At 66.3% G+C, this 17,575-nt stretch carries 18 protein-coding genes; 6 read left to right on the plus strand and 12 right to left on the minus strand.

Annotated features, from left to right (window positions below; all coding sequences use genetic code 11):
- Positions 1-4: 4 nt before the first annotated feature.
- Genes larB through AC1RWL_RS00200 form a run of 4 tightly spaced genes read right to left on the minus strand, consistent with a single transcriptional unit; the run spans position 5 to position 3,760 of the window.
- Positions 5-673, minus strand: coding sequence for a nickel pincer cofactor biosynthesis protein LarB (gene larB / locus AC1RWL_RS00185; protein WP_493093796.1), 669 nt, complete (start codon positions 671-673; stop codon positions 5-7).
- Positions 670-1,467 (minus strand): ATP-dependent sacrificial sulfur transferase LarE, encoded by a 798-nt coding sequence (larE, locus tag AC1RWL_RS00190; protein ID WP_493093795.1) that lies wholly within the window; start codon positions 1,465-1,467, stop codon positions 670-672. The genes larB and larE overlap by 4 nt, the downstream gene beginning before the upstream one ends.
- Positions 1,464-2,708, minus strand: a complete 1,245-nt coding sequence (larC, locus tag AC1RWL_RS00195) for a nickel pincer cofactor biosynthesis protein LarC (RefSeq protein WP_493093794.1) — start codon at positions 2,706-2,708, stop codon at positions 1,464-1,466. The genes larE and larC overlap by 4 nt, the downstream gene beginning before the upstream one ends.
- A complete protein-coding gene (locus AC1RWL_RS00200) occupies positions 2,705-3,760 on the minus strand; it encodes an NAD(P)-dependent oxidoreductase (RefSeq protein WP_493093793.1) in 1,056 nt (351 codons plus the stop codon). The genes larC and AC1RWL_RS00200 overlap by 4 nt, the downstream gene beginning before the upstream one ends.
- On the opposite strand from AC1RWL_RS00200, the gene AC1RWL_RS00205 reads away from it, so the two are divergent.
- Positions 3,726-4,502 (plus strand): FadR/GntR family transcriptional regulator, encoded by a 777-nt coding sequence (locus AC1RWL_RS00205; RefSeq protein ID WP_493093792.1) that lies wholly within the window; start codon positions 3,726-3,728, stop codon positions 4,500-4,502. The two genes, AC1RWL_RS00200 and AC1RWL_RS00205, sit on opposite strands and share 35 nt — an antisense overlap.
- On the opposite strand, the gene AC1RWL_RS00210 is transcribed toward AC1RWL_RS00205, so the two are convergent.
- The 6 genes from AC1RWL_RS00210 to AC1RWL_RS00235 form a co-directional block, all read right to left on the minus strand.
- Positions 4,483-5,772, minus strand: a complete 1,290-nt coding sequence (locus AC1RWL_RS00210) for a nickel-dependent lactate racemase family protein (RefSeq protein ID WP_493093791.1) — start codon at positions 5,770-5,772, stop codon at positions 4,483-4,485. The two genes, AC1RWL_RS00205 and AC1RWL_RS00210, sit on opposite strands and share 20 nt — an antisense overlap.
- Complete coding sequence (locus tag AC1RWL_RS00215; RefSeq protein ID WP_435268849.1) at positions 5,772-6,500, minus strand: ABC transporter ATP-binding protein; 729 nt, start codon at positions 6,498-6,500, stop codon at positions 5,772-5,774. The genes AC1RWL_RS00210 and AC1RWL_RS00215 overlap by 1 nt, the downstream gene beginning before the upstream one ends.
- Positions 6,497-7,222, minus strand: a complete 726-nt coding sequence (locus tag AC1RWL_RS00220; RefSeq protein ID WP_435268848.1) for an ABC transporter ATP-binding protein — start codon at positions 7,220-7,222, stop codon at positions 6,497-6,499. The genes AC1RWL_RS00215 and AC1RWL_RS00220 overlap by 4 nt, the downstream gene beginning before the upstream one ends.
- Positions 7,219-8,220 carry a branched-chain amino acid ABC transporter permease gene (locus tag AC1RWL_RS00225; RefSeq protein WP_493093790.1) on the minus strand — a complete coding sequence of 334 codons (1,002 nt, stop codon included), beginning with the start codon at positions 8,218-8,220 and terminating at the stop codon, positions 7,219-7,221. The genes AC1RWL_RS00220 and AC1RWL_RS00225 overlap by 4 nt, the downstream gene beginning before the upstream one ends.
- Positions 8,221-8,239: 19 nt before the next feature.
- Positions 8,240-9,109 (minus strand): branched-chain amino acid ABC transporter permease, encoded by an 870-nt coding sequence (locus tag AC1RWL_RS00230; protein WP_493093789.1) that lies wholly within the window; start codon positions 9,107-9,109, stop codon positions 8,240-8,242.
- A gap of 106 nt (positions 9,110-9,215) precedes the next feature.
- Positions 9,216-10,436 carry an ABC transporter substrate-binding protein gene (locus AC1RWL_RS00235; RefSeq protein ID WP_439626884.1) on the minus strand — a complete coding sequence of 407 codons (1,221 nt, stop codon included), beginning with the start codon at positions 10,434-10,436 and terminating at the stop codon, positions 9,216-9,218.
- Between the two features lie 160 nt (positions 10,437-10,596).
- Between AC1RWL_RS00235 and AC1RWL_RS00240 the strand changes: the two genes are divergently transcribed.
- The 3 genes from AC1RWL_RS00240 to AC1RWL_RS00250 all read left to right on the plus strand — a co-directional run bounded on the left by AC1RWL_RS00240 (position 10,597) and on the right by AC1RWL_RS00250 (position 13,510).
- Positions 10,597-11,583 (plus strand): aldo/keto reductase, encoded by a 987-nt coding sequence (locus tag AC1RWL_RS00240; RefSeq protein ID WP_493093788.1) that lies wholly within the window; start codon positions 10,597-10,599, stop codon positions 11,581-11,583.
- Positions 11,584-11,661: 78 nt separating this feature from the next.
- Positions 11,662-12,540, plus strand: a complete 879-nt coding sequence (locus AC1RWL_RS00245) for an amidohydrolase family protein (protein ID WP_493093787.1) — start codon at positions 11,662-11,664, stop codon at positions 12,538-12,540.
- Between the two features lies 1 nt (position 12,541).
- A complete protein-coding gene (locus AC1RWL_RS00250; RefSeq protein ID WP_493093786.1) occupies positions 12,542-13,510 on the plus strand; it encodes an aldo/keto reductase in 969 nt (322 codons plus the stop codon).
- Between the two features lie 49 nt (positions 13,511-13,559).
- Here AC1RWL_RS00250 and AC1RWL_RS00255 read toward each other — a convergent pair whose 3' ends face one another.
- Positions 13,560-14,591 (minus strand): aldo/keto reductase, encoded by a 1,032-nt coding sequence (locus tag AC1RWL_RS00255; RefSeq protein WP_493093785.1) that lies wholly within the window; start codon positions 14,589-14,591, stop codon positions 13,560-13,562.
- Between the two features lie 150 nt (positions 14,592-14,741).
- On the opposite strand from AC1RWL_RS00255, the gene kduI reads away from it, so the two are divergent.
- Positions 14,742-15,578, plus strand: coding sequence for a 5-dehydro-4-deoxy-D-glucuronate isomerase (gene kduI, locus AC1RWL_RS00260; RefSeq protein WP_493093784.1), 837 nt, complete (start codon positions 14,742-14,744; stop codon positions 15,576-15,578).
- 3 nt (positions 15,579-15,581) lie between these two features.
- Positions 15,582-16,337, plus strand: coding sequence for a 2-dehydro-3-deoxy-D-gluconate 5-dehydrogenase KduD (gene kduD / locus AC1RWL_RS00265; protein WP_493093783.1), 756 nt, complete (start codon positions 15,582-15,584; stop codon positions 16,335-16,337).
- A 168-nt stretch (positions 16,338-16,505) separates the two neighbouring features.
- Here kduD and AC1RWL_RS00270 read toward each other — a convergent pair whose 3' ends face one another.
- Positions 16,506-17,474, minus strand: a complete 969-nt coding sequence (locus AC1RWL_RS00270) for a C-terminal binding protein (RefSeq protein WP_493158171.1) — start codon at positions 17,472-17,474, stop codon at positions 16,506-16,508.
- Between the last annotated feature and the right edge of the window lie 101 nt (positions 17,475-17,575).

The following is a 17,575-nucleotide window of genomic DNA, read 5'->3' on the forward strand; positions in this document are numbered from 1 at the left end:
GGGCTCAGGCGGAGGCGATCCGCCGGGCGCTGGCGAGGATACGCAGCGCGGCGCAGGCGGCACCATAGCCGTTGTCGATGTTGACGACGGCAAGGCCGGAGGCGCAGCTCGCCAGCATGGCGTTGAGCGCTGTGCGCCCCTGTTCCGCCGCGCCGTAGCCGACGGAGGTCGGCACGCAGATCACCGCCGAGCCGACGAGGCCGCCAAGCACGCTGGCGAGCGCGGCATCCATGCCCGCCACTGCGATAACGACTGGAAAGGCGCGGATCTCCTCGATCCGCTCCATCAGCCGCCACAGGCCCGCAACGCCGACATCGACGATGAGGGAGGCCTCGACACCCGCATGCCGGAGCGTGCGCGCCGCCTCCCGGGCGACCGGCGCATCCGAGGTGCCGGCGGCGACGATCGCGACCGAGCGGTTGTCGGCGACCGCCCGCACCGGGCCGAAGAAGGCGGTGCGGGAGAGGGGGCAGTAGTCGATCTGCGCGCGGTGGGCGGCGGCAAGGGCTTCCGCCTTTTCCGGCGCCAGACGCGTCAGCAGGAGACTGGCGTTGCGTGCGAAGGCGCCCTCAAGGATCGTGTCGATCTGGGCCACGGATTTTTCACCGCACAGCACCGCCTCGCCAAGGCCGATGCGGTTTTCCCGGTCGAAATCGAAAACGACGTCGCTCATGCGCCCTCCCGCAGGAAGGCGCTGCCGTTTCGGTAGGGCGCGAAGGCGATGGCTGCGCCAGCGATTTCCGGTGGGAGCAGGGCGGTTATGTCGCCTGCCAGTGTCAAGCGGACATCGTCACCCGCTGCCGACAGGCTTGCGGGGTCGAGTTCCACGACGATGCCGGAGCGGCGCAGGCGGCAGCGCACCGTTTCGGGCGCGAGCCGGGCGGAAACGAGTTTTTCCACCGCGTGGATGGCCACCAATATTGCGGGCTCGATGCGGATCGCCGTTTCGACGCGGCTCGACAGGCAGGGTGAAGACGGCAGTTCGGCGAGATCACCGAGGCCGAGCGTGTGGGCGAGGGACCGCACCGCGGGCTTGTTCATGCCGGCTTCCACGAAGGGGTGGCGCACGGCATGGCGCTTCGCCGCGTCGAGGCCGGGCCTGTATTCGCCGAGATCATCGGTGTTGGTGCCCGAAAGGATCGTCGCTTCCGTGCGGCTGGCAATGGTGCCGTAGAGGTTGCCCTTGCAGAAGAAGCAGCGGTCGACCGGATTGGCACGATAATTCTCGTCGGAAAATTCGCCGGCATCGATCAGCTCCAGCCGCCAGCCCTCTCGGCGCGCCCAGGCCTCGACCCGCGCGGTTGCCTCGGCTGGCACGGCGGCTGAAACCGCGTGCAGCATCGTTACTCGGGACGGACCGAGATGGCGGCCGGCAAAGACCGCGAGCGTCATGGAATCGACGCCGCCGCTCAGCGCCAGCGCCGCCGTGCCGATCTCGCCGATCACGTCGCCGAGGAGGCGGTTCATCGACTGCCGCCTTCTGCCTCGCGCCGCAGCCGTTCGCGCGCGGCCCGGCCGGCGACCGCCGACAGGGCATCGGCCTCCAGCTTCGTCGTTTCGCCGGAAGGGCGTGCGGCGGTCTTGGCTGGAAGCGTCCGCTCGCCCGCCTGTGCTTCGTGGCTGCGGCGCGGCAGCGTCAGGCGTTCGGTGACGGTGCGGCGGATGCCGAGCGTCGCGGTTTCGTCGAAGATCAGCCGCGCGACCTCATCGGCGGCGTGCGGGGCGGAAAGTACGCGCAGCTGCGTCATCAGCCGGCCCTTCTTGCCGAAGGCGACCGCCTGCACGGCATCCAGCACGCCGGCATGGGCGCGGATATGGGCAAGGGCGATCGCCAGGTCCTCGCCCGTCTGGTCGTCGATCTCGCATTCGAGCACGGCGACCCGGTCGGCCTGGATATCCTCTCCCCGCTCGAAGGCGAGGACGCGCAGGCAATTGCTGACGCCGGTTAGCCGGCGCGTGCCAAAACCGTGGCCGGATCCGGCGAGCCTGCCGGAGCGCGGGGCGCCAGGCCCGTCCTTGCAGAGATAGCGCAGGATCGCCGCTCCCGTCGGCGTCACCCGCTCGCCGCCCACGCCGTCGTCGATCATGGAAAAACCTTCGAGCAGCAGCACCGTCGCGGGGGCGGGAACCGGCAGCAGCCCGTGGGCTGTGCGTATCCTTCCGGAGCCGAGCGGGATTGGGCCGACCGTCCATTCAGCAGGCCCCACGGCGTCGATGAGATAGGCGGCGGCCAGGATGTCGGCGATGGAATCCCAGGCGCCGACCTCGTGGAAGGTCACGGCCTCCGGCGTCGTGCCGTGCACGCGGGCCTCGGCGGCGGCAAGCTCGGAAAAGATGCCGATGGCATGGCCGATCACCGCGGCGGGCGCCGGCATATGTTCGAGCGCGTGCCGGATCGAGCGCCATTCGACATGGCTGTGGGGAATATCGTCATGGTGGTGGCCATCATGGGCGTGATGATGATGATGATGATGATGATGGTGGGGCGGGTGATCCTTCGGCGCGTTGTCGTTCGTCACCGTGAAGCGACGGCCCGTCAGCACCCCGTCGTCATGCGGCGCGAGCGTGGCCGCGACAGCGTCCAGCAGCGGGCAGCGGGCGATGAGATCGTGCAATCCGGGCTCCAGCTCGGGCCGCAGATCGAGCAGGGCGGCGGCGAACATGTCGCCGGCCATGCCGCCGAGCGGATCGAGGTGGAAGGCGTTCATGTGCCGTTCGCCCCGTCGTCATGCAGCGATATGCCGTTCAGGCTGGCGATGACGTCGGAGAGCGCCGGCACGAAAGCCTCGCCTTTGCCGGCCGCGACGGCGCTGGCAAAGCTGTTGCGCACCGCTGCGCCGATGGGATTGACGACGCCGGCCGCCTGCGCGGTGGCGGCGAGATAGCTCATGTCCTTCAGCGCGTTCTTCATGGCGAAGCGCTGGGCGTTCTCGTTGCGGTTCAGCACGAAATCGAAGAAGGCCTGGTAGAAGGGGCAGTCCATGCGGCTGCCGCTGAGCACGCTGTTTATGACCTGGGGCGTCAGCCCCATCTTCGCGCCGACGGTCAGCGCTTCGGAATAGATCGTCGAGTAGCCCATCGAGACGAAGTTGACGAGCAGCTTCATGGTGTGGCCGCTGCCGGTCGCGCCCGTATGGATGACGCGGCCGGCAAAGGCCTCGACCACCGGGCGGGCGCGGGCGACGTGCTCCGCCGCGCCGCCGATCATCACGTCGAGCTTGCCTTCCGCCGCCTCCTTCGGCGTGCGGCCGAGCGGCGCGTCGAGGAGGATGATGCCTTGCCCTTCGAGCTCGGCGGCAAGCGCGGTGGTTTGCGCCGGGTTGGAGGTGGAGCAGTCGATGACGAGCAGCGGCTTGCCGGCGGAGACGAGGCCGTCGCGGCCTTTCACGACCTCTTCGACCTCGCGCGAGCCCGTCACGCACAGCACGACGATGTCGCATGCCTGCGCTAGCGCACGCGGCGTGGCTGCTTCCTCTGCGCCGCGCGCGACGAGGTCGTCGATCGCCTCGCGGCGTTGGTGGGCGAGCACGGCGAGCGGAAAACCCTTGGCCAGCAGGTTGCCGGCCATGCCGGCGCCCATGGCGCCGAGCCCTATGAAACCGATCCGTTCCCTCATCGCGTCCTCCCCTTGGTTGTCTCTCGTTTTGATTTTTCCCGCGTCATCGGATAGCACGGAGTTTTCGCCGCCCGCAGGCCGGGGCGCATGAAGGAGTTCGATTCGGACGATGACGGACAAGGACACGGCATTTTTCGACGCCATCCAGCAGGTCCCGAACCTGCGCAGCGGCCTTGTCGACGCCCTGGCGGCGCAGATCGAATCCGGCGATCTGGCACCAGGCCAGCGCCTGCCGACCGAGCAGGCGATCATGACCCAGACGGGGGTGAGCCGCACGGTGGTGCGCGAGGCGCTTGCCGCCCTGCGCGCCCGCGGGCTCATCACCACCCGCCAGGGCCTTGGCGCCTTCGTGACCAACGATCCGAAGCCGCGCGCCTTCTCCATCGTGCCGAACGACCTGCAATCGATCGACGACGTCATCAGCGTGCTCGAACTGCGCGTCGGCCTCGAAGTGGAGGCCGGCGGCTTTGCCGCGCTGCGGCGCGAGGAGGAGGACCTCCGGCGCATGCGCGCCCGCCTCGACGCGCTGGATGCGGCGATCGAACGGGGCGAATCCGGCGCGATCGAGGATGCGGCCTTCCACCGCGCGATTCTGGTCGCCACGCAAAATCCCTATTACGCGCGGCTGTTCGACACGTTCGGCACCCTGATGATGCCGCGCCAGTGGGCGCGCTTCGAGGCGATGGCGAAGGCGGAGAAGACGCGGCACACGAGCCGCATGCACCGCGAGCACGAAACGATCTTCGCGGCCATCGAGGCCGGCGACGACAAGGGTGCGCAGAAGGCGCTGAGGACGCATCTCACCCGCAGCCTCGCCCGCTTCGCCGAATTGCGCGACACGACGGAGCGCATCGGCCCGCCCTCCGTCACGCCGTCTGGGGAATGACATAAGGCCCCTCCGGGATCACCGCGACGCGGGGATCACCGCTCCGCTCGATGCTGCGGGCGATTGCCGCGCCGATATCGTCGATCATGCCGACGCCGGTCAGCCGGCGGTCATCACCCTGAAGGCCGGTCGTATAGAGTTCGATCCGGCCGACGCGCATCGGTTTGAGCTGCATCTCCGTCTGCCATTCGTCGATTTCGGCGAGTGATTTGGCCGTCAGCGTGGCGAGAAAGCGTTCGGGTCCGAGGTCGACGAGACGGGCCTGTGCTTCGCGGAATTCGTGCGAGCCGAAGCCTTCCGAACATTCCGACACCATGATCAGCGTTCCGCCCGATTCTAGGATGTCGATGGGCGTCACCATGCCCTTGATCGTCTGGTAGTAGGTCTTGTCGAGCGGGTAGCCGGCCGACGAGGTGACGACTGTCGAGAACCTGTGCGGAACGTCGATGCGCGTGGCGTCGCTGACGAAGTCCACGGCGGCCGCATGGCTGGCGACGATCTCGCCGAAGGTGACGCAGACGAGGTCGCGCTCCTCGTCGAGCACGGTGTTGAGCGCGTAGATCTCGCCGAGCTTGCGGACGATCTGCAACTGCTCCTCATGCAGCGGATTGCCGATGAGATTGCATTGCACCGCCAGCGGATCTTCCATGAAGCGTGCGGAATGGAAGGTGCGGATCGTCTCGTGGTGGGCGACACCAGGGGCGACGACCTTGCGCCCGCCGGACCAGCCGGCCATGAAATGCGGCTCGACGAGGCCGGTGGCGATGCGCAGGTCCGCCTCGACCAGCAGGCGATCGAGCTTGACGGGCGTGCCGCGCGTCGGGGTGACGCCAAGGTCGATATGCGCGGCCTCGTCGCGGGCGTCGTGGTTGACGATGCGGATGTTTTCCAGAACCCAGGGATCGCCGATCAGTTCGGCCAGTTCCTCGCCGAGATTGGGGCGGTGCAGGCCGGTGGCAATGAGGATGACGATGGCATCCTGCGGAATGCCGGCGGCCATCATCGTGCGCACCATGAGGCCGAGGAACAGCCGGTTCGGCACGGGGCGGGTGATGTCGCAGATCAGGATGCAGGCGCTTTTGCGCCCGCGCGCCAGTTCGGACAGCGGGGCGGCGTCGATCGGCGCCCCCAGAGCGGCCTCGACCGCGCTCTGCGGGTCGGTGATCTTCGGCAGGGGGCGTTTGCGGATGATGGTCGGCACGGCCCCGGCCGGCAGGTCGATGGGCAGGTGCCCCCGGCCGTAGGAGACGGAAACCGGATGCGCGCCCATCACGCGCTCTCCTTCACGCCGCCGAGATAAAGCTCGCGCATCAGCGACATGTCGCGCAGCTCGTCGATGGCGCCCGACAGCATGATGCGACCGTTCTGCATGAGATAGCCGCGCGCGGCGACGGAGAGCGCCAGGCCGGCATTCTGCTCGACAAGCAGCACGGAGGCGCCGAATTCCCTGCCGATATTGAGGATGATGCCCTGGATTTCCTTCACCAGAAGCGGCGAGAGGCCGAGCGAGGGCTCGTCGAGCAACAGCACCTTCGGCCGCGCCATCAGGCCGCGGGCAATGGCCAGCATCTGCTGTTGCCCGCCGCTGAGCGAGCCGCCCTTCTGCGCGCGCTTGACGGCGAGGATGGGGAAGAACTTCTCCATCAGCGCGATATCGGCCTCGACGGCGGCGGCATCCGTGCGGGTATAGGCGCCGAGCCGCAGGTTCTCCTCGACGCTCATGTCGGCGAAGATGCGCCGGCCTTCGGGCACGAGCACGACGCCGCGTCGCGCCATCACGTCCGGCGGCGAGCCGGTCACGTCCTCGCCGTTGAAGGTCACTGTTCCCGCGCGCGGGCGCACGAGGCCGGCGATTGTGCGCAGGAGCGTGGATTTGCCCGCGCCGTTCGGCCCGAGCACGGTGACGATCTCGCCGGCATCGAGGGTGAGCGACACGTCGCGGTTGACGGTGGTGGCGCCGTAGCCGGTGGAGACGCTGGAAACGGAAAGCAGGGTCACAGGTCGCCTCCGAGATAGACTTCGAGCACTTTCGGATCGCGCAGCACGTCGGCCGTTGCGCCGTCGGCGATCTTGGAGCCGAAATCGAGCACGACCAGCCGCTTGCAGAGCATCTGCATCAGCTTCATGTCGTGGTCGATGACGCAGACGCTGATGCCGTTTTGCGGGAATTGCTTGACCAGGCCGACCAGCGCGGCCGTCTCCTTGTCGTTGAGGCCGGCGGCGGGTTCGTCGAGCAAAAGCAGGATCGGCCGCGTGGCGAGCGCCAGCGCCAGCCCGAGCAGGCGCAGGCTGCCGAAGGGCAACACGCCCGCCCGTTCTTCCGCGAGGTGGCGGATGCCGACGAAATCCATGAGCGCGTCCGGCGTCGTCCAGGGAAAGTCGCGCGCGTCGGCGCGCTTGCAATGCTCTGTCGCGATGGTGACGTTTTCGCGCACGCTGAGGCCGGTGAAGGCCATCGCCTGCTGGAAGGTGTAGCCGATGCCGGTCTGGGAGATGCGGTGCGGCGGGATGGCGGTCACGTCCTGCCCGCGCCAGGTGACGCGGCCGGCCGTCGGCCTGTGGACGCCGGTGATGACGTTAAACAGGGTCGATTTGCCCGATCCGTTCGGACCGACGATGCCGAGGATCTCGCCGTCCTCGATGCTGAGGTCGACGCCAGCAAGGGCCGCCACGCCGCCAAACTGCTTGCGCAGGCCGGAGATTTCCAGGAGGGCGCTCATCGGCCGGTATCCTTCAGGGTGGCTTCGGTGCTTGTCTTGCTGAAGCCGCCGACGAGGCGTTGCCAGAGTTCGGCGATGCCGGCGATCAGGCCATTTGGCAGGAACAGGATGACGGCGATCAGGCAGACGCCGTAGACGATGCGGGATTCGACCGGGTCGAGGTTCAGCACTTCCGGCAGAAAGGCGACGAGGATGCCGCCGGCGAGCGGGCCGAGCAGCAGGCGCGCGCCGCCGATCATCACCATCAGGGCGAGGTAGATGCTCGGGAAGGAGGCGAACTGCTGGGGCGAGATATGGCCGAGGAAATAGGCGAGCAGAACGCCGGACACGCCGGCATAGACGCCGCTGACCACGAAGGCGCCGATCTTGTGCCGGCCGACATTGATGCCGAGGGCAGCCGCGAGCTTCTCGTTCTCGCGGATGGCGCGCAATGTGCGGCCGTAGGAGGAGTTGATGATGGCCCAGCTTGCCACGGCCGCCAGCGCGACAAAGGCGACGACCAGCACGTAGAAGCGCGGCAGGTCGCCCATGTCGATGCCGAAGAGGGTGACCGGCCGGAGGATCGAGATGCCGCTTGCAGCACCGGTGAAATCGCCGCCATTGGTGAGCACGATCGTCAGCAATTGCCCGAAGGCGAAGGTCATGATGACGAAGTGGTGGCCGCTGACGCGCAGCGACGGGATGCCGACGATGGCCGCGGCGATCGCCGCAAACAGCCCTGCGAAGGGCAGGGCCACCCAGAAGCCGACGTCGAAATCGCGCAGCAGCATGGCCGCCGTATAGGCGCCGACGCCGACGAGGGCGGCATGGCCCATCGAGAGGATGCCGGTCTGGCCGAACAGTACGGAAAGGCCATAGAGCGCGATGACGTTGATCCCCGCCGAGATGGCGAGCGAGAGAAGCCGGTTGCTCGGCGAGAACTGCGGCACCAGTGCGAGAAGCACCAGCAGCGCCAGGACCGCGAGCAGCGAATGAAGGGAGTTGCGTGACGAAATCATGGTTCCTGCCGTTCTGTTCTCACGCCATCTTCGGCCCGCTCGTGCCGCCGAACAGGCCGTGCGGGCGGAAGAGCAGGACGAGGATCATGAGGCCGAAGGAGTAGGCGTCGGTCCATTCGGAGAAGCCGTAGCCTGCGCTGAGGCCCTCCACGATGCCGAGGATCAGGCCCGCCGCGACGGCGCCCGTGAGATTGCCGAGGCCGCCGATGAGCGCCACGGCAAAACCCTTCATGACCATGGTGCCGCCGGTAAACGGCGTGATCGGGAAGAGCGCAATGAGCAGCGCGCCGCCAAGGCCGGCCAGCGCGCTGCCCAGCACGAAGACGCCGGTGATGTAGCGGCGCACCGGAATGCCCATCAGGGCGGCGGTGTCGCGGTCCTCGACGCTGGCGCGCAGCGCCCGGCCGTAGCGGCTTCGGGTGATCATCATATAAGTGGCGGCGACCACGGCGACCGTGACGAGGATGACCATGACGCGCACCGAGGCGATGCGCACGCCGCCGACGTCCCACACGGTGGAAAGCGGGCGCGGGATGCTCTTCTGGTTCGGATCGAAGAACAGGATGACGATGTGCTGCAGCACGACGATGAGGCCGAGCGAGACGATGAACCCGTTCGTCGGCCTTTCCAGCGTGAAGCGGAAGATGCCGCGTTCCAGCACGAAGCCCATCAGGGCGACGGCCGCGACCGCAAGTGCGACGGCGAGCGGAAAGCCGAGGCCGCTGCCGACGGCGAGCCAGGTGACGATGCTGCCGACCATGAGAAATTCGCCGTGGGCAAAGTTGATGATGCCCGTCAGGCCGAAGATCAGCGTGACGCCGACCGCGATCAGCGTGATGACGCTGGCGATCGACAGGCCGTTGAGGATCTGTTGGATGAGGATGTCCACGGCATTCTTCCGTCTGTGCGAGGCGGCGGCCAGACCGTTCCGCCTCCGTTGGCATTCGCTCCCGCAGGGCTTTCACCCGGCGGGAGCGGATCGATCGGCACAGGGTTTATTCCGGCGCTTTTTCAGGCGGCTGCTGCATCGAGCAGGTGATGTCGCCGCCGGGTGCCGCGGCGCAGACTTCCGTCGCATGCGTCACCTGGTGGGTCTCGTTGAAGGCGAGCTTGTCCGAAACGACGCCCGAATAATCCATCGACATCAGCGCCTCGACCGTCTTGTCGGGATCGAGCGTGCCGGCCTTCTCCCACGCCTTGGCGAGGAAATGCACATAGTCGTGGTAGAGCAGGGAGACCGACGAGGTGACGCCGTGCGGCGCACCGGCCGCGAAGTAAGCGTCGAAATAGGTCTTCGAGTTCGGGTTTGACGACGCACCCCAGCAGACCGGCACGCAGCTCATGGCCACCGGCACGTCGGCGGAGAGGCCGCGTTCCTTCCAGATGCCCGGATCGACGCCGAACAGGAAGTAGCTCTTGGCGGCACCCAGTTCGATCGCCTGCGGCAGGGCCGTCAGCGTCGAGTCGCCGTTGTACCAGAAGTGGATCGTGTCCGGCTCGAAGCTCTTCGCCTTGGTGAGGAAGGGCGAAAAATCGGTGGTATCCGGCGGGTAGAAGATGATGTCCGGAACTTCCTGTCCCTCGGCCTTGAGCGCGGTGATGTAGAAGGAGGACAGGAACTGGCCCGTCGCATCGTTGCCGACGATCATGACCGATTTCTTCGGCTTGTAGCCGAGCAGCGGCTCCAGCAGGTTGAGAACGCCGCGGGCCGTCGAGCCCGAACGCTGGAATTCCTGCGGTTCCGACTGGAAGAGGTAATGCACGTCGCCGCCGGCCTTCACGCCGTCGGGTGTCAGAACCTTGCCGAGCGTGGAATTGCCGGCGAAGTGAACGACCTTGGCCGGCTGGGTGATCTTGGCCATGGCGAGCGTGAAGTCGTGCGATTCCGAACCGAAGATCGCCTGGACCTTTTCGTCGCGCACCAGTTCCTGGGTTGCGGCGATGGCGGTCGCGACATCCGTGCGGTCGTCGCGCTTGACCATTTCGAGCTTGTAGGTCTTGTCGCCGACCTTGATGCCGCCGGCATCGTTGATCTGCTGGACGGCGAGCCCGACGCCGGCCGGCAGCGTGTGGCCGGCCGAGACGAAGGCGCCGGATTCCGCGGCGACCACGCCGATCTTGATGACGTTTTCCGCATCCTGCGCGAGCGCCGGATGGATGAATGTTCCAAGGCTGAGCGCAAGCGCGCCGCCCCGCAATAGGCTGGATCTCACCATTTCTTCCTCCCGATGGCGATTTTGCCGTCTTACCGGGTTGTCGTACAACCCTGTTTTCTGATAATACCGTTGCCAGGGAGATGTCAAGCGTGGTCGTGCACCGGCCGGGCGGCATTTCGGAAGTCCGCACGGGATGGAAAACCCACAAGGGAGAATGAAAATGCAGTCACGACAATTCGGTCGCACGGGCCGCAGCGTCAGCGAAATCGGCTTCGGCGCCTGGGCGATCGGCGCCGCCTGGGGCGAGGTGAACGACGAGGAGGCGCTGGCCGCCCTGCACGCCGCGCTCGACACCGGCGTCACCTTCATCGACACCGCTGACGTTTATGGCGATGGCCATTCCGAACGCCTCATCGCGAAGGTGCTGAAGGAACGCGGCGGCGACAAACCCTTCGTCGCCACCAAGGCCGGCCGGCGCCTGCCCGCGCAGTCCGTCGAGGGCTATAGCGCCGAAAACCTGAATGCCTGGATCGACCGCAGCCTGACGAATCTCGGCGTCGAGACGCTCGACCTCGTGCAGCTGCACTGCCCGCCGACCGACCTCTATTACCATCCGGAGGTCTTCGGGCGGCTCGACAAGCTCGTCGAGGAGGGCAAGATCCGCCACTACGGCGTCAGCGTCGAGCGCGTCGAGGAAGCGCTGAAGGCGATCGAATATCCGGGCGTCGTCAGCGTGCAGATCATCTTCAACGCCTTCCGCCAGCGCCCCGCCGAACGCTTCTTCGCGGAGGCGAAGCAGAAGAACGTCGCGATCATCGCCCGCGTACCGCTGGCGAGCGGTCTTCTCTCCGGCAAGTTCAAGCGCGACACCACGTTCGAGGCGACGGACCACCGCTTGTTCAACCGCAATGGCGAGGCCTTCGATGTCGGCGAGACCTTCTCCGGCGTTCCCTACGAGGCCGGCCTCGACGCGGTGGAGCGCATCCGCCCGTTGGTGTCCGGCGATACGATCATGGCGAAATTCGCGCTTCGCTGGATCCTGATGTTCGACGCGATCACCGTCGCCATTCCCGGCGCGCGCAATCCGGCGCAGGCGCGCTCCAACGCCGAGGCTGCCGGGCTGCCCGCGCTCCCCAAGGAGGTCATGGACGAGATCGTGAAGATCTACGACGAGGACATCCGCCAATACGTCCATCAGCGCTGGTAGCCGCCGCCGGCTGACCGACAGACCATCCGAGACGGCGTGCCGAAGACGGCACGTCGTCCATTGCCAATGGAACGGACCATGCCCACACCCATCATCGATTCCCACCATCACTTCTGGGATCCCGCAAGCGGCGGCGACTATGCTTGGCTGAGCGGCCCCTTCGAACCGATCAACCGCGTCTTCGCACCCAAGGACCTGCGTCCGTCGCTCGCGTCCAACGGCGTCTCGGGCACCGTGCTCGTCCAGACCTGGAACGACCTCGGCGAGACCTGGGATTTCATCCGCACCGCCGAGGCGACGGATTTCGTCGCCGGCGTCGTCGGCTGGGTCGATCTCACCGACCCGGATGTCGCTGCCACCATCGCCGAACTCCGGCAAAGCCCCGAGGGCAAATGGCTCGTCGGCGTGCGCCATCTGATCCAGACCGAGAGCGACCCGAACTGGCTACTGCGCGCTGACGCGGTTAGCGGTCTCAAGGCGGTGGAAGCCGCCGGCCTCGTCTACGATCTTGTACCGAACCTGCCGCAGCTTCCCGCCTGCATCGCGACCGCCAAGGCCTTTCCCGGCCTGCGCTTCGTGCTCGACCACATTTCCAAGCCGGAAATCCGCAATCGCGGCTTCGACGAATGGGCGGCGCTGATCCGCCAGTTCCGCGGCGAGCGCGGCCATGTCTGGTGCAAGCTCTCCGGCATGGTGACGGAGGCGAACTGGCAGACGTGGACGCCCGAAGACCTGAAGCCCTATGTGCACGAGGTCCTCGACGTGTTCGGCGTCGATCGCTGCATGTTCGGCACGGACTGGCCGGTCTGCCTCGTGGCTGCGAGTTACGACCGGGTGGTGGATGCGCTGCGCGAATGCCTGAAGGACCTGCCGCAAGCCGATCTCGACCGCATCTTCGGCCTCAACGCCATCGAGGCGTACCGCCTGCCGGGCTTTGCCGGCGAAAAGAGCGCCTGAGATGGGTGAGGCCTTCACCTTCGCCTCGCGCATCGGCTTCGGCGCCAGCGGCATCGGCACGCTTTACCGCGATGTGCCGGAGACTGTCGCGCAGGACACACTTGCGGCCGCTTACAAGGCCGGCATCCGTTATTTCGATACCGCTCCCCTCTACGGGCACGGCCTTAGCGAGCTTCGGCTGGGGCAGTTCCTGCGCACGGTGCCGCGCGACGGCATCACGGTCTCGACCAAGGTCGGGCGTTATCTCGTTCCGCCGCGCGGCAGCCCGGTGGACTACGGGCTCTGGGCGTCGCCGCTGCGCCTGAAACCCGTCTTCGACTACAGCTATGACGGCACGATGCGGGCGCTGGAACAGTCCGCCAGCCGCCTCGGCTTCCCGGATTTCGACGTGGTCTATATCCATGACGTCGACCGCTACACCCACGGGCCGGACGGTTTCGAGCGTCATTTCGACGAGGCGATGGCGGGCTGCTACCGTGCGCTCGACGAGCTTCGCCGCTCGGGCGAGGTGAAGGCCATCGGCGTCGGCGTCAACGAGAGCGACATCGCGACCCGCTTCGTCGAGGCGGGCCGGTTCGACGTCGTGATGATCGCGGGGCGCTATTCCCTGATCGACCGCAGCGCCGAAAAGGACCTGTTTCCGGCGGCGCAAAAGGCGGGCACGGGCATCGTGGCGGCCGGAGTGTTCAATTCCGGCATTCTCGCCAAGGGGCCAGGCGCGGAAGGGGCGACCTACGATTATGGCGCGCCACCGTCCGACGTCACCCGGCGCGCGGAGGCGATCGCCGGCATATGCGCACAATACGATGTGCCGCTCCAGGCCGCCGCCATCCAGTTCCCGTTGCGCTCGCCGCTCGTGCGGGCGGCCGTGCTCGGCATGAGCCGGCCAGAGCGCGTCGCACAGAACCTCGAATGGTCGCGCCTGTCGATCCCCGAAGCCATGTGGCAGGCCATCGACGCGGCCCTCTGAAACCCGGATCGAAGACCGCCCGGATGTTCGTCCGGGCAGTCCTTTTCGTTCAGGCCGCCTTGCCGTCCGGCAGGGGCGCCTCGGCGGCAACGAGGCCTTCAGCCTTTAACTCGCTCCACAGGTCCGCGGGGATCGGCTGGCGGATATAGGCGAGGTTCTGTTCCAGCTCCGCGACCGAGCGTGCCCCCGGAATGACGCTGACGACGAGCGGATGGCCGAGCGGAAATTGCAGAGCGGCGGCCGGCAGCGGCACGCCGTGGCGCGCGCACACGGCCTCGATGCGGGCGACCCGCTCCAGCACGGCCGGCGGCGCTGCCCGCGTGTTGAAGGTTGCGCCCTGTTTTGCGCCGGTGGCGAGGATGCCGGAATTGTAGGGGCCGCCGATCACGATCTTCGTGCCCCGCGCCGCACAGGCGGGCATCAGGTCGGCGAGCGGCTCCTGTTCGAGCAGCGTGTAGCGGCCGGCGAGCAGGAAATAGTCGAAGCGGCCGGCGGCAACGAAATCGCGCAGCATCTGCCACTGGTTGATGCCGACGCCGATCGCCTTGACGACGCCCTGCGCGCGCAGGTCCTCCAGCACCGGATAGGCGCCCTCCATCGCCTCGCGGAAACGGCTGCGGGCATAGGGGTCCTCGCCCGGCGCGAAATGCAGCGCCTCGTCCGGATCATGGATCGCCAGCATGTCGACATGGTCGGTGCCGAGTCGCTTCAAAGTACCCTCGATGGAGCGCAGCACGCCGTCGCGCGAATAGTCGAATTCGGCGCGGAAAGGGGGCGCCTTGTCCCAGAGTTGCGGCGTCATTTCGCTGTCGGGGATCGGCACGAGATCGTAGCCCACCTTGGAGGAGATGACGATATCCTTGCGCGGCAGCGAGCGGATCGCCTCGCCCAGCCGGCTTTCGGCCAGCCCGAAACCGTAGACCGGCGCCGTGTCGAAATAGCGGATGCCCGCCTCGTAGGCGGCCTGGACGGTGGCGAAGGCGTCCTGCGGCTCGGTCGCGCGATACATGTTGCCAAGCCCGGTGCCGCCAAGCCCCATCGTCGTCACGTCCAGGCTCCCGTTGACGGACCGCGACAGCATTTCAGGCATCCTATTTCCTCCCATCCCGATGATTTTCCGGCGACGACGCGTGTCGCTTCCTCAAGCATATTGACACACTACTTGTCGTACAACAATGTAAGATGGTAACAGAATGACAAGGGCGGCGCAAACGCCGCCGGAGGGTTGGAAATGGACATCGAGGTCAGGCATGCCGCACATCCGGATGCGGTCCGCACGTTCGACACGGAGGCGCTGCGGGCGCATTTCCTCGTCGAGACCGTTTTCGCGCCGGGGCGGATCGCGCTGACATACAGCCATTACGACCGCTTCGTGCTGGGCGGCGCGACGCCGCTGGAGGGTGCGCTGGCGCTTGGCGCGCCCAAGGCGATCGGGCAGAAGACCTTCCTGGCCGAGCGGGAACTGGGCGTGCTGAACATCGGCGGCGCCGGGCGCGTGCGCGTGGACGGCACGGTCTACGACCTCGCCCGGCTCGATTGCCTCTATGTCGGCAAGGGCGCCGTGGATGTCCGCTTCGAAAGCGAAACACCCGCCGATCCTGCGAAGTTCTACCTGATTTCCGCGCCCGCCCATGCGGTCCATCCCACCCGCATCATCACGAACGCGCAGGCGCGCCACCATGAGCTCGGCGAGACGGCGACGGCGAACCGGCGCGGCCTCCACCAGTTCATCCATCCCGAAGTCTGCGATTCGTGCCAGATCAGCATGGGCTTCACGCTTCTGGAGGCCGGCAGCATCTGGAACACCATGCCCTGCCACACCCACGAGCGGCGCATGGAAGCCTATCTCTATTTCGACATCGCCCCGGAGCACCGGGTCTTTCACTTCATGGGCGAGCCCCACCAGACCCGCCACCTCGTCGTCGCGAGCGACCAGGCGGTGATCTCGCCACCCTGGTCGATCCATTCGGGCGCGGGAACGAACCGTTACGGCTTTATCTGGGCGATGGCCGGCGACAACCGGGATTTCACTGACATGGACCATCTGGCAATCGGCGAGCTGAGATAGGCGATGACGAACCTTTTCGATCTCACCGGCCGCGTCGCGGTGGTCACCGGCGCCAATACCGGCATCGGCCAGGGCATCGCCGCCGCCCTTGCGGGCGCCGGCGCCTCTATCGTTGCCGTCGGCCGCTCGTCGATGGAGGAAACGGGCGCGATGGTGCAAGACGCCGGCGCAGCCTTTCACGCCATTTCGGCGGACCTGTCCTCCACCGCCCCCGTCGCAGGCATCGTCGACGAGGCAATCCGCACTTTCGGCGCCATCGATATTCTCGTCAACAATGCCGGAATCGTGCGCCGCGCGGACTCGGTCGATTTCACCGAGGAGGACTGGGACGCGGTGATCGATGTCAACCTGAAGACCCTGTTCTTCCTGACGCAGGCCGCCGGGCGCCACATGCTGGCGCGCGGTCGCGGCAAGGTCGTCAACATCGCCTCGATGCTCTCCTTCCAGGGCGGCATCCGCATTCCTGCCTATACCGCGTCAAAAAGCGGCGTCGCCGGCCTCACACGACTGCTCGCCTGCGAATGGGCGGCGGGCAACGTCAACGTCAATGCGATCGCACCCGGCTATTTCGCCACCAACAACACGGCGGCGCTACGCGACGACGCCGACCGCAGCAAGGCGATCCTGGACCGCATTCCTGCAGGCCGCTGGGGACAGCCACCAGATATCGGCGGCGCGGCCGTGTTCCTGTCCTCTGCGGCATCCGACTACGTCCACGGGGCTGTACTGCCTGTCGACGGTGGTTGGCTCGCGCGCTGACAGCGCTGCCGTTCGCCAACGGTGATGACAAGCAGGACGACATCGGTGTCACGCACCTTGTAGAAAAGGTGATAGCCACTGCCCCGCGGCTTGATCTTGTAACGATCACTGCCCCCGGGGCACACGAAGGATCGCTCTTAAGAGCTGTAAGTTCAGAACAAGGCATGCTCAGGATCTATCCGTGATCCGGTTTCTGAGTTTGCCTTCATCCAACAAAATTCTCACCGTCTTCGCCGCATTGCGACGCATCTCTATGGATGCGTGGTCAGAGTAGAAGGCATTGTGCGGCGTGATTACCAATCGGCCTGAGATCCAGTCCTCGCGGTTGCGCCACGCTGTAAGCAATGGATGAGTGCCGGGCGGTTCCTTGACCAGGGTATCGATCGCGGCAGCAGCGAGGTGTCCGCTCCGGAGTGCGGCCTCGAGCGCATCGAGATCCTCGATCAGTTCTCCACGCGCGGTGTTGACCACCATGGCGCCGGGTTTCAACTGGGCGAGACCATGGGCATTCAGAATGCCGCGAGTCTCGCCGTTTGCAGGACAATGGAGCGTGACAATATCCGATTGGGAAAAGAGATCACCCAGTCGCTCCGGCCGCTCATAACCGATGGCCTTTTCATACCCCGGCAGCTGGTTGGGATCGTAACCGAGTATACGAAAGCCGAACGGTTTCAGCCGGTTGATCACGGCCGTTCCGATCCGGCCGACGCCGACAACGCCGACCGTGGCTCTGTTGGAGCGTGAAAGCGGCTTCAGGCTGTGGACCTGCCATCCGGATGTGTATCCGCGGGCGCGCGCATCATGTTCCCAAAGCCGTCGGTGCAGGGAAAGGATCATCGCAACGGCGTGATCTGCGACCTCCTCGGTGCCATAGTCCGGATTGTTGGCGAAGGGGATGCCGGCCTTTGCGAGCGCAAGAAGGTCGATCTTCTCGTAACCGACGCCATAGCGCACAACACCCTTGCAACGGGTCAGGTGGGCGATGCTTTTCGGTCCAAGTCTCGCACCCCAGACCATCAGAGCATCAAGCCGCGCCAGGCGGTCGGGGGCGAAGGACGTCTCGTCCGTACTGGCGAGGAAGTCTATCTCGACATCATCACCGAGCACATCTGCTTCGAGATCGGGGGAGCCGATCATGTGGTCGGTAATTCCGACCACATATTTTCTAGCTGATATCATTGTTCGCTATCCCTACGATGCGATGAATGCAGATCGACCGGAAGCGTGGAGCACACGGC

The organism is Shinella sp. GW821-FHT10F02, from assembly GCF_058809275.1.